At 70.8% G+C, this 13,156-nt stretch carries 12 protein-coding genes; 6 read left to right on the plus strand and 6 right to left on the minus strand.

What is annotated here, in order from left to right; genetic code table 11:
* Positions 1 to 85: 85 nt before the first annotated feature.
* The 4 genes from KUM03_RS02875 to KUM03_RS02890 all read right to left on the minus strand — a co-directional run bounded on the left by KUM03_RS02875 (position 86) and on the right by KUM03_RS02890 (position 4,155).
* Complete coding sequence (locus KUM03_RS02875; protein ID WP_217245417.1) at positions 86 to 799, minus strand: RloB family protein; 714 nt, start codon at positions 797 to 799, stop codon at positions 86 to 88.
* Positions 799 to 2,058 carry an ATP/GTP-binding protein gene (locus KUM03_RS02880; RefSeq protein ID WP_217245418.1) on the minus strand — a complete coding sequence of 420 codons (1,260 nt, stop codon included), beginning with the start codon at positions 2,056 to 2,058 and terminating at the stop codon, positions 799 to 801. Before KUM03_RS02880 ends, KUM03_RS02875 begins: the two co-directional genes overlap by 1 nt.
* A gap of 61 nt (positions 2,059 to 2,119) precedes the next feature.
* On the minus strand, positions 2,120 to 2,866 hold the full coding sequence (locus KUM03_RS02885; RefSeq protein ID WP_217245419.1) for a response regulator transcription factor: 747 nt from the start codon (positions 2,864 to 2,866) through the stop codon (positions 2,120 to 2,122).
* Positions 2,863 to 4,155 (minus strand): ATP-binding protein, encoded by a 1,293-nt coding sequence (locus KUM03_RS02890; protein ID WP_217245420.1) that lies wholly within the window; start codon positions 4,153 to 4,155, stop codon positions 2,863 to 2,865. Before KUM03_RS02890 ends, KUM03_RS02885 begins: the two co-directional genes overlap by 4 nt.
* A 180-nt stretch (positions 4,156 to 4,335) precedes the next feature.
* Between KUM03_RS02890 and KUM03_RS02895 the strand changes: the two genes are divergently transcribed.
* From KUM03_RS02895 to KUM03_RS02905, 3 genes are all read left to right on the plus strand, one after another.
* Positions 4,336 to 5,748: a PspC domain-containing protein gene (locus tag KUM03_RS02895; protein ID WP_217245421.1), complete on the plus strand. Its 1,413-nt coding sequence runs from the start codon at positions 4,336 to 4,338 to the stop codon at positions 5,746 to 5,748.
* Complete coding sequence (locus tag KUM03_RS02900; RefSeq protein ID WP_217245422.1) at positions 5,735 to 5,977, plus strand: hypothetical protein; 243 nt, start codon at positions 5,735 to 5,737, stop codon at positions 5,975 to 5,977. The genes KUM03_RS02895 and KUM03_RS02900 overlap by 14 nt, the downstream gene beginning before the upstream one ends.
* Positions 5,978 to 6,164: 187 nt before the next feature.
* Entirely contained in the window at positions 6,165 to 6,695 is a 531-nt protein-coding gene (locus KUM03_RS02905) for a DoxX family protein (protein WP_217245423.1), read from the plus strand.
* Between the two features lie 74 nt (positions 6,696 to 6,769).
* On the opposite strand, the gene KUM03_RS02910 is transcribed toward KUM03_RS02905, so the two are convergent.
* Positions 6,770 to 8,065, minus strand: a complete 1,296-nt coding sequence (locus tag KUM03_RS02910; RefSeq protein ID WP_217245424.1) for a hypothetical protein — start codon at positions 8,063 to 8,065, stop codon at positions 6,770 to 6,772.
* A 429-nt stretch (positions 8,066 to 8,494) separates the two neighbouring features.
* Here KUM03_RS02910 and KUM03_RS02915 point away from each other — a divergent pair, with 429 nt between their 5' ends.
* Entirely contained in the window at positions 8,495 to 9,001 is a 507-nt protein-coding gene (locus tag KUM03_RS02915) for a pyridoxamine 5'-phosphate oxidase family protein (RefSeq protein WP_217245425.1), read from the plus strand.
* Positions 9,002 to 9,012: 11 nt separating this feature from the next.
* Here the strand turns inward: KUM03_RS02915 and guaA are convergent, their stop codons facing one another.
* A complete protein-coding gene (gene guaA / locus KUM03_RS02920) occupies positions 9,013 to 10,593 on the minus strand; it encodes a glutamine-hydrolyzing GMP synthase (RefSeq protein WP_217245426.1) in 1,581 nt (526 codons plus the stop codon).
* Positions 10,594 to 10,981: 388 nt separating this feature from the next.
* Between guaA and KUM03_RS02925 the strand changes: the two genes are divergently transcribed.
* Positions 10,982 to 11,269 (plus strand): chorismate mutase, encoded by a 288-nt coding sequence (locus KUM03_RS02925; RefSeq protein WP_217245427.1) that lies wholly within the window; start codon positions 10,982 to 10,984, stop codon positions 11,267 to 11,269.
* Between the two features lie 620 nt (positions 11,270 to 11,889).
* Positions 11,890 to 13,131, plus strand: a complete 1,242-nt coding sequence (locus KUM03_RS02930; protein ID WP_217245428.1) for a hypothetical protein — start codon at positions 11,890 to 11,892, stop codon at positions 13,129 to 13,131.
* Positions 13,132 to 13,156 lie beyond the last annotated feature (25 nt).

Genomic DNA, 13,156 nt, shown 5'->3' on the forward strand with positions numbered 1-13,156 from the left:
ATGTCGCAACCGGAAGCCTACGGTCTTCAGGAGGGTCGGCTGCACCCTACGCAGGACGTGACTGAGAGTGGCCCAGGATGGCCGTTCAGTAGTCTGAGACGTCCATTCCTTCTTCGACGAACCGCCACACATCCGTGTACGGGTCCCAGCCGTTCTGGTCCGCACGTCCCACGTGGCGCTCGGCGAGGCCCTCCGCGTACCGCCGCGCCGTCTTGTACCGGCCGCTGAGCTGCCCCGGCCTGACCTGCTTGGCCTGCTCCGCGGAGACTGAGCGGTGGGTGGGGCCATAGGTCTGTGCGAAGCCGGACTGCTGCTTGAGCCGGTTTGCGGCGCTGTCGCAGACGCCGCCGAAAGTGCTCGTGTAGTTCTGGTAGTGCAGCAGCCGCCACAGCTCGAAGCAGGGGTGGCTGTAGGCGACGTGCAGATCCTCCTGCCTTGCCTTGGCGAAGGCGGCTGGGATGTCCTCGTGCTGGTCGCGGTCGAACAGGCACCACACCTGCGGCCAGTTCCAGTCGCCGGGTTTGATGCCGGCCTTCTTGGCCGCGCGACGGACCTCGTGCCACTTGGCGGCAGCGTCCTGCACCAGCGGCAGGGGCTTGCGACGTTTACTCGGGGCGCTGCGGTTCTCGACCTTGCAGACGATCTCGTGACGGGGGTCCCTGCGTGTGCCGTGCTCCGTCACGAAGGTGACGAACCCCGGTTCCGTGACCTCTCCCTCGGTGAAGACGTACACCTCCCGACGTAGCTTCCTGCTCTTCTTGCCGCGTGCCGGGTTGTCCCGCCCCTTGTCCCTCGCCATCAGGAACGCTCTGCCTCCCCTGCCAGTGCCGTGAGCACCATGCGTCCGATCTGGCCCTGGTCGACGTTGGGCACAGCTCCGTAGGCACCGGCCAGGTACGAATCCTCGAGATCCTCTTCGGGCTTGGGATCGAAGTCGCTCAGCGGGTAAAGCTCCGTGGCGCCGCGTTTGTCCTTCTCAGTCAGCCAGATCTGCCCCGGCTCGAGCGGGCGACCGCCTCTGGGGCTCCTCAGGAGGGACGCGTCATGTGACGTGAAGAGCAGTTGAGCATCCAGCTTGTTGCTCCACTGTGCCTGGAACAACCTGACCACTTCGGATGCGAACCGTGGGTGCAGGCTCGCGTCGAGTTCGTCGATGAGCAACACGGCACCCCTGTCGAGGGCCAGCAGCAGGGGGCCGATGAGCGCGAACCAGGAACGCGTGCCGAAGGATTCCTTCGTCCAGTCCAGAGCCACCGCGGTGTCGGGGTCGTTCCCGTGGAGCAGCCTGACTGTGGGGGCCCTTCCGCCTGGCTGGCGCTCCACCTGGGCGCCCTGGATGCCCAGGTCGGCCACGCGGAGCAGTTCCCGCACGCGCTTCTCGCTCTTGGCGTCGAGGAGCTGCTGGGCAGTGTAGGACTCTCGGTCCTTCAGCTCCGTCTCGGGGGTGATGTCCCACAGATTGGAGCGGAACCAGTCGTAGACCCGGGACAGCTGCGGATGGTTGTCGCTCGCGGCGCGGCTGAGCAGCAGGGCATTGGGGCGAGTAGAGCGGGCCAGTCGTGCCCGGTCCTGGACTCGGTCCCCCGGGAAGTCGTAGACGTTGTCACGCGAGGCGTCCCGGTCCAGCCATACTTGTCGGCGGCCTTTCGGGTAGGCGTGAAGCCACTCCGACTCGACTCGCCGGTCCCCCAGTTCGAAGCCGTACGTCCAGCGCACCCCGTCTTCCAGGACGAAGTCTGCCTCGTAGAAGGAGCTCGTCTCCGCCGACTCGGTGTCGAGGGCAAAGGGCTCACGCTCGGGCACGCCGGTGTATGAGGTCCACAGCCCGTAGGAGTCCAGGACCGCGCTTCTCATCTTCTTCAGCGCCGTGATGACGTTGGACTTGCCCGAGGCGTTGGCGCCGAAGACTCCTACCACCGGATAGATCGCCAACTGCTTGCCGTCGGACAACCGGACCGTTCGCGCCGCGTCGGACTCCTCGCCGGGCGGGACGACGAAGGACAGCTCCTGCTCGTCACGCAATGACCGTACGTTCGCCGTACGGAAACGCAGCAGCATGCGGCCCTCCTCCCGTCGGCCACAGCGTATCCATGTGATCGTAGGCGTGCCTACCGGACGGTCAGACCAGCCGCCGCGCCGTCGCCCACCGCGTCAGCTCGTGCCGGTTGGACAGCTGGAGCTTGCGCAGCACCGCCGAGACGTGGGACTCGACCGTCTTCACCGAGATGTACAGCTGCTTGGCGATCTCCTTGTACGCGTAGCCGCGGGCGATCAGACGCAGCACCTCGCGCTCGCGCTGGGTGAGGCGGTCGAGGTCCTCGTCGACCGGCGGGGCGTCGGTCGACGCGAACGCGTCGAGGACGAACCCGGCCAGGCGCGGGGAGAAGACGGCGTCGCCCTCCTGCACGCGGAAAATGGAATCGACCAGGTCCGTGCCGGTGATCGTCTTGGTCACATAGCCCCGGGCACCGCCGCGGATCACACCGATCACATCCTCCGCCGCGTCCGAGACGGAGAGGGCGAGGAAGCGGACGGGCCGCTCGGTGTCGCTCATCAAGGGGGTGCAGCGGCGCAGTACTTCGACGCCGCCACCACCGGGGAGGTGGACGTCGAGGAGCACCACTTCGGGACGGGTGGCGGTGATGACGGTGACGGCCTGGTCGACGTCGGCGGCCTCACCGACGACCTCCACACCGGTCTGCGCGGTCTGACCGATCTCGGCCTGTACGCCGGTGCGGAACATACGGTGGTCGTCGACGAGCACCACACGCACGTGACGCTCCCCCGCGCCCGCGTTCGCCGGCTGTGCGGGCTCGACCGCCTCTCCCGCTCCCGCCGTTCCGTTCGCCTCGGTCGGATCGCTCATGACGTCTTCTCCGCCCTCTCCATCTCCAGCTCGACCTCCGTGCCACCGTCCGGCACCGCGCGCAACCGCGCCGTGCCTCCGTTGCGCTCCATACGGCCGATGATCGATTCTCTGACACCCATCCGGTCGGCGGGTATCGAGTCGAGGTCGAAGCCGGGACCGCGGTCCCGGACGGACACGAAGACCGTCCTGCCCTCGACCTCGGCGTAGACCTGAACGGCACCGCCCTCGCCACCGTACTTGGCGGCGTTCACCATGGCCTCGCGTCCGGCCTGCATCTGTGCCCCGAGCCGCTCGTCGAGCGGGCAGTCGCCGACGACCACCACCTCGATGGGGACGCCGTGCTTGTCCTCGACCTCGGCAGCATTGCGCTTGACGGCCTCGGCGAGGGTGGTGGGCTCGTCGTCCTCGTCCTTGCCGTTGCCCTCCGGTTTGTACAGCCAGGCGCGCAGGTCCCGCTCCTGGGCTCGGGCCAGGCGGCGCACCTCCCCCGCGTTCTCCGCGTTGCGCTGGATCAAGGTCAGGGTGTGCAGCACCGAGTCGTGGACGTGGGCGGCGACCTCGGCCCGCTCCTGCGCGCGGATGCGCATCAGCCGCTCCTCGGAGAGGTCCTGGGTCATGCGCACCAGGTAGGGGCCGGCGAGGAGCGTTATACCGACGAGGACGGCGAGCGCGGCCTGGAGCACGGAGCCGAGGTGGGCGGCGGACCCCTGGAGGACGAAGATGCCGGTGACGCCCGCCGTCACCAGCAGGACGCCGGCCACGGAGCGCAGCAGGGTGACGGTCCGCCGGTGGCGTCCCACCTCGGCCCAGCGGGCCCGGCGGGCGTTGTCCGCCTGGCGCCAGACGAGGGCGACACCGGCACCGACGAGCACGGTCGGCCAGAGATAGGCCTTCGCTCCGCCGCCGAGGTCGACATTGCCCACGAAGACCAGGGCCACGACGACCATGAGGAGCAGGGCGACGATCTGGCCCTTGTCCGGCTTGCGGGCGACGAGTCTGCGCCGGCCGTCCGGCGCGGTCTCCGCGGTGACGAGGGACGGCGGCTTCTGGGAGTCGACGCCGCCGACGCCCAGCGGCACGAAGAACCAGAAGGCCGCGTACAACAGCGCGCCGAGCCCGTCGGCCATGAACAGGCCGACGAAGGCGAACCGCACCCAGATGACGGGCAGCCCGAGATGTCCGGCGAGCCCCCGCGCCACCCCGCCGAGCCAGCGTCCGTCGCTGCTGCGGTAGAGCTTGCGCGGCGGCCGCGGTTCGACGAGTGGCGCTGCTGCGGCTTCCGGCATGACACTGATGGTCACACGGCCCCGGGAGCCGGAGCATCAGGGTCGGCCCCCGAGACTCCCCTGATCTTCGGACCGCAGGCCCCTCGAACGCTCCCCCGGCGCCGGCTCAGGGCCGATATCAGGGTCCGACCAGGGTCGAACCGGCTGCCGTCACGGCGCCGCGCCCGTCACCATGGACTCATGACAGATCACGAGCACGCCGCGACGGGTCCGGGACCCGGCCCCGGCCCGCGCCCACCGCTGGGTGCCGGGCCGCAGGATGCCGCGCCCGCCGCGGATGCCACGGGTGCCACGAGTGCCGAAGCTGACAGCGACGCCCCCGGGCCGCCCCACCAGTTCCGGCGCGACCGGCGGCACAAGACGTTCGGCGGCGTGTGCGCCGGCCTCGGGCGTCAGTGCGACATGGACCCGGTGATCTTCCGGATCACGCTCGCGGTGCTCTCCGCGACCGGCGGCATCGGCCTCATCTTCTACGGCTTCGCCTGGCTCTTCGTCCCGTACGACGACGAGGAAGAGAACGAGCTGCGCAAGCTGCTGACCGGCCGCGTCGACGGCCAGGCCCTGGCGGCCGTGCTGTTCGCCCTGGTCGGCTGCGGGGTCTTCCTGACGATGCTGAACAACGGCGGGGTGCTGACCTTCGCCGTGGTGCTGTCCCTCGTCCTCGCGGGCGCCGGCTACTGGTCCCGCCACCGGCGCGCTCCCGACCCCGACCCCCTGGCCACCCAGGCCGTCGCCGACGCCCCGCCCGAGGCTCAGGCACCGCCGGTCATGTACACCTGGCCCTCCTGGTGGCGCGAACCCATAGTCAAGGACGGCAGCCACGTCGGCGGAACCGGATATCTGTGGGGCCCGCCGGACTCCGACGACCGTGACATCGCGGCGGCCGTCAACATCGGCCGCGGTGTCCCGGGCGACCGCGCCCCTGTGGGCGACCGGCGCCCTCGCACCCCGCAGCCACGGGGTCCACGCGGCATCGGCGGCTGGGTCTTCCTCCTCGCGCTGCTCGCCGGATTCCTCGGCACCCGTCTGACGTGGGACGAGCAGCCGCTCGGCACCAGCCTGCAGACCGGCCTGGCCTGCGCGCTCGCCGTCTTCGGCGTCGGCATCGCGGTCAGCTCCTTCCTGGGGCGCACCGGGGCAGGTTCCATCTTCCTCGCGATCATCACGGCCGGTCTGCTGGCCGGCTCCGCCACCCTGCCCAAGGACGTCGGCACCGACTGGGTACGAAGGACCTGGGAGCCCACGACCGTGGCCGGCGTGCGCGAGCAGTACGACATCGGGGCCGGCACCGGCACCCTGGACCTGTCCCGGTTGGACCTGGCCGAGGGACAGACGGTGACCACCCGGGCCGACGTGGGAATGGGGCGAATACAGGTCGTGGTGCCGCCGGACGTGACCGTGCGGCTGAGCGTCGAGGTGGGCGTGGGCGACATCCAGTTGCCCGGCGACGACAAGAAGGACGTGGACGTTGCACCGGGCAAGCACAAGGAGGTCACCCTGCCTCCCAGCGCGAGCGGCAAGAACGCCGGCACGCTCGACCTCGACCTCCAGGTCGGCGTCGGACAGGCGGAGGTGACCCGTGCTGCGTCATAGGTTCCAGCCCGGACGGCTGGTCGCGGGCTTCTTCCTGACTCTGGCGGGCGTCGTCTACGCGGGAGATGCGGGCGGGCTCTGGGAGACACCGTGGTTCGTCGTGATCCCCCTCGTGGTGGGCGGCCTCTGCACAGCTGGAGCGGTCGGCGTCCTGGCCCAGTCCGTGCACCGGCGCAGGGGAAAGCTCCGGGCGAAGGCGGACGGGCCGCGGGCGGACCTGCCCGGCTGACGACCACCGTCCTGCCTCCCCCGACCGGCACCGAGACCGGCTCCGGCACCGGCAGCCCACCGGATGGCAATCTGTCGAAACCGACAGGAAGAAACCGGCCGAAGGAGGATTGAGCGGTGCCTCGGCGTCGTACGTATGGACTGATGAGGGGGTCTCGGCACGCGCGGGCGAGAGGCGGCAGGCAGTGATGACTCACGGTATGCGGACGGATGCGTACACCTCACATCCGGACGGCGGCGGAGGCTGGCGGGACCAGGCCACCCGCTACGCCCTCCTGCCTCTGCGGATCTTTCTGGGCGTCACCTTCATCTACGCCGGTCTCGACAAGCTCACCGACAGCGCCTTCATGAAGGACTCCGGCGCCGGCTCCGTAGGCGACATGATGCGGACGGTCCGCGACTCCTCGGCCATCCCCGGCCTGGTCGACCTGGCCCTGAAGAGCCCCTCCGGGTTCGGTTACGCCATCGCCCTGGGCGAGCTGGCCGTCGGCATCGGCACGCTGCTCGGGCTGCTGACCCGGCTCGCCGCGCTCGGCGGCGCCCTGATCTCGCTCAGCCTCTGGCTGACCGTCAGCTGGGCCTCCGACCCCTACTACTACGGCAACGATCTGGCCTATCTCATGGCCTGGATCCCCCTCGTACTGGCGGGCGCCCCGCTGCTGTCACTGGACGCCGCGTTGCGCTCCCGACGACACCGGAGGGCGGGCGGGTACCGGTAGGACCCTGCCCTCCCCGGGGCCCGCCCACGCCACGCCCGCACCCGCACCCGCGCCCGCTCCCGCTCCCGCGTCGGTCAGTCCGTCACGTCGATCGCGTACCGGTTGGTCTCCACGCCCGCGCTCGTGACGACCTGGACGTCCACCCGGCCCGGTTCGACGTCCGCCGGGACGGGGACCGTCAGCAGGTCGTCCGTGGGGTTGCTGAAGCCGCCGGTGACCGGGACCAGGGGTACGTGGACGTTGACCGCGCCGATGCGGACGACCATGCGGGACAGGCGGTCCGCGCGCTGGGCACCCGGCGGTACGAAACCGGCACCACGGATCTCGATGTCGTCGCCCGTGCGGATCGGCGCGTCCAGGTCGCCCGCCTCCCGGGCCCGGACCACGGAGAGGATCACGGGGCGCCCGCCCTCCGCGTACTTGCCGGCCACGTAGGTCGCGGCCGACACCAGCACCACGACCGCCAGACCCCACGGCAGGTCGGGCAACTGGTCCGGGCGCCGGGCCAGCCGTACCGCCGCGAAGACGAGGGCGACCGTGCTGATCACGACGTACTGGATGTCGGCGAAGGTGCCGCGTCCGGCGTCGTCCGTCAGGAGGTCGGAGGCGCGCGGCCGGTCCGCCCGTACCTTCTGCAGCCGCTGGCCCAGGACCCGCAGTCCGACCACCCGCCGTACGAGGACGGCGATCCCGCACACCACCGCGAGCACCGTCACCGCGCCGGCCCCGCGGGCCAGTTCGAGCCCGGAGACCAGCGCGTCGCGCCGGGCGTGCCCCGAGGCGAGGGCCAGCTGTCCGGCCAGGACGAGCACGGCGCAGGCGACGAACAGCACCCAGGCCGCCGCCACGGCGCGGGACGTGGAGAGGCGGTTGTCCTCACCGATCACCGGGGCCAGCGCCCCGCCCCGCGCCCGGTGGAACCACGACGCCGTCGTCAGCGCCCCCGCCACCACCAGTGCCGCCGAGAGCCCCGCGGTCCGGGCGGCCGTCCAGCCGCCGCCGACGGCGGTGAGCGCCTGCACGAGGAGCAGCAGCACGACCGCGGCCCACACGACGGTCACCGTGCGACGCCCGAGGCCCGCGAGCCATGCCTCGCCCTCGGCGCGACCGCGTTCGGCGACTTGTTCCGCGGACTGGGTCAGCTCCTCCGAGACCCACTGCCGGGAGGCGGAGGCCGAGTGGGCCACCGCGGCCGGCAGCCCTTGCCCGGCCGCGAACTCGTCCCGCCGCGACAGAAACGCCGCGACCGCCCGGCGATGCCCCTCCCGGGCGCCGTGCGGGCAGTCCCCGCAGGTACAGCCGCCCCCGTGCGCAACCCCGTACGCGCCCTTGCCCGAGCCGCTCCCGCGTCTCGCCTCCTGCACCGCCACGCCCGACGCCCGCCTTCCCCGACCCTTGCGACGACCCCCGCGGAAACCGCGGTGGAACCCAGCAACGACACCCGCACGCGACATGCGCACGCCGTCCGCACGACACCGGTCCGGGCGGCCACCGCGCCGGCCGCGGCGGGAGCCCTAAGTCCCGTGGGACGAAAGCGAATTGTGCCGTACGGAGCCCCCTGCGCGCCCGCCGCCCCGGCCCGCACTGCCCAGCGCGGGTGACAAGGGGCCCCGCCGTGTTGACCCGGCCGGACGAACCCGCGGCCGATCGACGCCGGACAGACGACGGCTCGACGGCGAACAGACGACGGACAGACGACGGACAGACGGCAGGCAGACGGCAGGCAGACGGCAGGCAGACGGCGAATTCGGGTGCGATACCGGACACAGGGTGTCGCCTTTCGGGTTCACACTCGCCGTATGACTGTCAGCACCGCACCAGCCACCGCACCCGACTCCACCGTGAACTGGTCGCACTTCGCCACCGCCGAACCCGCGCTCGCCGCCACCGTCGAGGCACGCTTCGGCGCGTACACCCACCACGTGCTCGCCACTCTGCGCAGGGACGGCTCGCCGCGCACGACCGGCCTGGAGGTGCGTTTCCTGGCCGGTGAGCTGTGGCTCGGCATGATGCCGGGCTCGGTGAAGGCGCTCGACCTGCGCCGTGACCCGCGGTTCGCGTTGCAGGCGAACCCGGGGGACGGGACCGGGATGGGCGGCGGGGACGTACGGATCGGCGGGCGGGCGATCGAGGTCGAGGACGCCGCGACGCGGGCCCGGTACGTGAAAGAGGTGGAACCGCCGGAGCCGTTCCACCTCTTCCGTACCGAGCTGACGGAGGTCGTGCGGACCTCCGTGGCGGACGACGCCCTCGTCGTCCAGGTCTGGCAGCCCGGCCGGCCCCCGCGCACCGTCAGGCGCGCATAGGGGTCACTCGGTCACTCCCACTCGATGGTGCCCGGCGGCTTCGAGGTCACGTCGAGGACGACGCGGTTGACGTCCTTGACCTCGTTGGTGATGCGGGTCGAGATCTTGGAGAGCACGTCGTACGGCAGCCGCGACCAGTCGGCCGTCATCGCGTCCTCGGAGGAGACGGGCCGCAGCACGATCGGGTGACCGTAGGTTCGGCCGTCGCCCTGGACGCCGACGGAGCGGACGTCGGCGAGCAGCACCACGGGGCACTGCCAGATGTCGCGGTCGAGGCCGGCCGCGGTCAGCTCCTCGCGGGCGATGGCGTCGGCCTCGCGGAGCAGGTCGAGGCGTTCGCGCGTGACCTCGCCGACGATGCGGATGCCGAGACCCGGGCCCGGGAAGGGCTGGCGCTGGACGATCTCGTCCGGCAGGCCCAGCTCCTGGCCGACCATCCGGACCTCGTCCTTGAACAGCTGGCGCAGCGGCTCGATGAGCTGGAACTCGAGGTCCTCGGGGAGCCCGCCGACATTGTGGTGGGACTTGATGTTGGCGGTGCCGGTGCCGCCGCCGGACTCGACGACGTCCGGGTAGAGGGTGCCCTGGACCAGGAACTCCACGGCCGGGCCCTGGTCGGCGATGATCTCGGCCTGGGCCTGCTCGAAGACCCGGATGAACTCGCGGCCGATGATCTTCCGCTTCTCCTCGGGGTCGGAGACCCCGGCCAGCGCCTTCAGGAACCGCTCGCTGGCGTCCACGACCTTCAGCTGCACACCGGTCGCGGCGACGAAGTCCTTCTCGACCTGCTCGGTCTCGCCCTTGCGCATCAGGCCGTGGTCGACGTAGACGCAGGTGAGCTGGGAGCCGATGGCCTTCTGGACGAGGGCGGCGGCGACGGCGGAGTCCACGCCGCCGGACAGGCCGCAGATGGCGCGCTTGTCGCCGACCTGCTCGCGGATGGCCGCGACCTGCTCCTCGATCACGCTGCCCGTGGTCCAGTCGGGGGCGAGGCCCGCGCCGCGGTACAGGAAGTGCTCCAGCACCTGCTGTCCGTGCGTGGAGTGCATCACCTCGGGGTGGTACTGGACGCCGTAGAGCTTCTTCTCGTCGTTCTCGAAGGCGGCGACCGGGACGACGTCCGTGGAGCCGGTGACGGTGAAGCCCTCGGGGGCGGCGGAGCAGGCGTCGCCGTGGGACATCCACACGGCCTGCTCGGCGGGGGTGCCCTCGAAGAGGGTGGAGGAGTTCTTGGAGACGTGCAGATCCGTACGGCCGTACTCGCGGGCGCCGGAGTTGTCGACGGTGCCGCCGAGGGTCTGCGCCATCAGCTGGAAGCCGTAGCACATGCCGAAGACGGGGACGCCCGCGTCGAAGAGGGCGCGGTCGAGGGTGGGGGCGCCCGGCTCGTACACCGACGAGGGGCCGCCGGAGAGGATGACGGCCGCCGGGTTCTTGGCGAGCATCTCCTCGACCGGCATGGAGCTCGGCACGATCTCGCTGTAGACCCGCGCCTCGCGGACACGGCGGGCGATGAGCTGGGCGTACTGCGCGCCGAAGTCGACGACCAGGACGGTGTCGGGGGCGGCGGCAGCGGGAGTCGCTGATGACACGGGGTGCCTTCCGGCGGTCGGGCGGGGGTCTTGTGCTCCCGATTCTACCGAGGCGGACGGCCGCCCCGTCCCGGCCGTGGCGCCCGGCGCAGCCCCGGTGTCCCGTCTCACGATGCGGATCACCTTCGGACCAACCTCGGATCACCATGCGAACCGGGTTGGCCACGGACCGTTCGCAGGGCATACTGGCGCCATGCGCAAGTACCAGGTGTTCAGCTTTATCTATGGCAACCGGCCCACCGGCTGCCATGGTCGTGCTGCTTGAGCAACTGACGAGCGACTACTTCCCAGGCGCCCCGGGCCGACAAGGCCCGGGGCGCCTGTCGTTTCCCGGTCCTGCCGCCCCTGGGCACCGCCGACCACCCCTTCCCGGCGAGGAGCCCCCGACGTGACCGTCACCACCGCAGACAAGACCGGCGCCCGCACCGCAGAGGCCGCCGACGTGATCACCGGCGCCCGGGAGCGCATCGACGCGCTCGACGACCGGATCATCGGTTTGATCCAGGAACGGATGGCCGTCTCCGCCGTCATCCAGCAGGCACGGATCACCTCCGGCGGCCGGCGCGTGAATCTCTCCCGCGAGATGGAGGTCCTCGGCCACTACAGCGAGGCGCTGGGCAAGCCGGGTACGTCGCTGGCGATGACGCTGCTGGAACTGTGCCGGGGGCGCGTCTGAGCGTCGCATCTGAGTTCGGGCCACTTCTCACCCGTACGGCGCGTGACCGCCGCGCGGGACGCTTCGTTGGTCCCGGTGTCCGTGCCAGCCAGGGGCGGGCCCGAAAGAACCACGCGTGGCTCGCTGGGGCGATGAGACGTACGGATCGTGCCGTACGTCGTGGGACCTCGCCCCAGGAAGTGACCGGACGGCAGGGGACAGCAGCCCGGTCACCCATGAGAACGGTCGGCTCCGGGGACGCCCGGGGCCGGCCGACGGGAAATGCCCGGGCCCGGGACGCCCCTCCCCCTCACAACCACATACTCGACAGACCAGCGGCGCGACCCCCCGGCGCCGCTCCGAGGCACCGGCGCAGCCCTGACGCCGGTGCTGGCTGAGGAAGGGCCCCGCGGCTTCAGAGCCGCGGGGCCCTTCGCGTTCGCCCGGAGCCACTCTGCCCGGCGAGTGACACAGGGCACATAAAGAAGACATCAGTTCGGGACAACCATTCACAGGCTTCACTGATCAAACACAGCGACTCTTCACCGAGACGCACGGGCACCCGCGCCCCACACGCGGAGGCCTCCCGCAAAACCTCCGTACTGCGGCAGAGCAGTACGCCCGAATTTGTCGAGGTCTTCATGAAGCTTCGCCGCGCCATGGTCACGGCGGCCGCCGCCACCGTCCTGGCACCGCTCGCCCTCGTGTCGGCACCCGCCGCGTTCGCGGCCGACGGGCTGTCCACGAGCACCTCGTCCGAGGAACAGGGCTCCACGACGGAGACCGGCCAGGACGCCGCGTCCGGCGAGAACACCACCGCCCCCGCGCCCCCCGGCGACTCCTCCACCGAGGAGAAGCCCGCCGGGGAGGACGCGGCCTCGGGCGACGAGAACGACCCGAGCACCCCGGCCGAGGGCCAGAACCCGCCCTCCGAGGAGGGTGGCACCCCGTCCGGCGAGGAAAACCCGTCCGACGGCCAGCAGCCTCCGGCCGAGGACGACACCAAGCCCACCGAGGACGACACCAAGCCTTCCGAGGACGACGCCAAGCCCTCGGAGGACGACACCAAGCCCTCGGACGACGCCGGCGAGCCCTCCGACGATGAGGAGCCCCCCGCCGACGACGCCGTCTTCGACCCCTTCGAGGACTGTGCCGAGTTCGACCTGGACGAGAAGCTCACCGCCTCCGTCTCCGGGCTGCCGAACAAGATCGTGGCCGGCTCCGGCTGGCACAACTTCGAGTTCGTCATCGACAACGACTCCGACAAGAACCTCAAGGACGTCTGGATCAACGCCTTCGCCGAGTACAGCGGCGAGGTCAACTCCGACGTCCTGCTCTCGAAGGACCTGGCCGAGCTGCAGGTGAAGCAGGACGGCAAGTGGACCAGCGCCTACCAGGAGTCCTACGGCGAGGGCAAGGACGCGTTCACGTTCACCGGAAGCATCGTCGCCCTCCTGCCGACTCTGGAGAAGAACTCCACGGCCACGCTCGACCTGCGCGTGCGGATCGACGCCGACGCCCCGGCGGGCTCGGCGTTCTCCATGAGCCAGGCGGTGTACGCGGGCGAGGGCCAGTCCTGCTACGGCAACGGTGAGTACTACGACTTCACCGTGCTCGCCGCGAACAGCGACCTGCCGGACGACGTCGACGACGTCAAGCCGAACGGCGAGAAGCCCAAGGGCATCGACAAGAACCTGCGTCCGCAGGGCGTCGACAAGGACCTGAAGCCGCAGGGTGGCGCCAAGCCGGTCACCGGCAGCCTCGCCGCCACCGGTTCCAGCTCCGCGCTGCCGACCATCGGTCTCGTCGGCGGACTCGCCGTCGTCGTCGGTGGCGGCGCGATGTACCTCGTCCGCCGCCGCAAGGCCGGTGTCGAGGCGTAGCCGACGGCACGGCTTCACAGAACGA

It is taken from the genome of Streptomyces sp. AC602_WCS936, from assembly GCF_019049125.1.
Lineage (GTDB): Bacteria > Actinomycetota > Actinomycetes > Streptomycetales > Streptomycetaceae > Streptomyces.

What these genes read in the sequence shown, in the direction of transcription:
- KUM03_RS02930 (WP_217245428.1), top strand. Translation starts at nt 11,890, where the DNA reads ATGAAGCTTCGCCGCGCCATGGTCACGGCGGCCGCCGCCACCGTCCTG.
- KUM03_RS02875 (WP_217245417.1), bottom strand. Translation starts at nt 799, where the DNA reads ATGGCGAGGGACAAGGGGCGGGACAACCCGGCACGCGGCAAGAAGAGC.
- KUM03_RS02890 (WP_217245420.1), bottom strand. Translation starts at nt 4,155, where the DNA reads ATGCCGGAAGCCGCAGCAGCGCCACTCGTCGAACCGCGGCCGCCGCGC.
- KUM03_RS02905 (WP_217245423.1), top strand. Translation starts at nt 6,165, where the DNA reads ATGACTCACGGTATGCGGACGGATGCGTACACCTCACATCCGGACGGC.
- KUM03_RS02885 (WP_217245419.1), bottom strand. Translation starts at nt 2,866, where the DNA reads ATGAGCGATCCGACCGAGGCGAACGGAACGGCGGGAGCGGGAGAGGCG.
- KUM03_RS02915 (WP_217245425.1), top strand. Translation starts at nt 8,495, where the DNA reads ATGACTGTCAGCACCGCACCAGCCACCGCACCCGACTCCACCGTGAAC.
- KUM03_RS02880 (WP_217245418.1), bottom strand. Translation starts at nt 2,058, where the DNA reads ATGCTGCTGCGTTTCCGTACGGCGAACGTACGGTCATTGCGTGACGAG.
- KUM03_RS02895 (WP_217245421.1), top strand. Translation starts at nt 4,336, where the DNA reads ATGACAGATCACGAGCACGCCGCGACGGGTCCGGGACCCGGCCCCGGC.